This is a genomic window from Rhodopirellula europaea 6C (genome assembly GCF_000338295.1).
Lineage (GTDB): Bacteria > Planctomycetota > Planctomycetia > Pirellulales > Pirellulaceae > Rhodopirellula > Rhodopirellula europaea.
In genome coordinates, this window is the sequence record NZ_ANMO01000210.1 from 1 (window position 1) to 753 (window position 753).

Annotated in this window: 1 protein-coding gene; it reads left to right on the top strand. The window is 57.6% G+C overall.

The window, feature by feature from the left end; all coding sequences use genetic code 11:
- Positions 1 to 105: 105 nt before the first annotated feature.
- Positions 106 to 753, top strand: a 648-nt coding sequence (locus RE6C_RS21185) for an IS1380 family transposase (RefSeq protein ID WP_008659920.1), incomplete at its 3' end; no start/stop codon positions are given.

A 753-nucleotide genomic window follows, 5' to 3' on the forward strand; every position in this document is an offset into this window, starting at 1 on the left:
CCCCGCATTATTCACCAAGAACTTGTTGAATAGAGAAACCATCGCGTGAACCACTGCGTTTAACGGTTAACCACAACCAACTCAAACGCAACAAGGATTCACGCGATGGGTGAACACCAAGGTAACCTTTTCGAGCCCCAATTCAATCGCTCCGTGAAGGTTCAGTCGACCGATCATCGAATCACCTCTCATGCCGGCGTCATCATGCTTCGCGATGCCGAACATCGACTTGGCCTCTTCGACGCAATCGCCAAGGACGTCCGCGACCCCAGACGCGAAGATCGCATACGCTATCGCATCGACGAATTAATTCGTGAGCGTGTGTTTGCCATGGCTTTGGGCTGTTCTGCTCAGGACGATGTCGACCGCTTGGCTCATGACCCCGCGTTCCGCGTCGCCGTCTGGAACCGCACCGGCGATGCCGTCGCCGACGAGCGATTGGCAAGCCAACCCACTCAGTCCCGCTTGATCGGCATCCTGACCGGGCAAGCGGGCAACTTGGAAGCGGTCCGAAACGGATTGGCCCAAAGCGTCCAGCGACACGTGATCGCTTCGGGAGGCCGCCGCGTCAAACAGGCCACCGTCGACATCGACAGCTTTCCAATCGAAGTTCACGGCAAGCAGCATGGAGCGGGCTACAACGGCTACTACAAGAAAACGGTTTACCATCCGCTGGTCGCGAGCTTGAGCGTTCGCGGGGACTACGACAGCACGCACCAGGGCAATCGACTGGGTAACGGCTTCATTCACGCC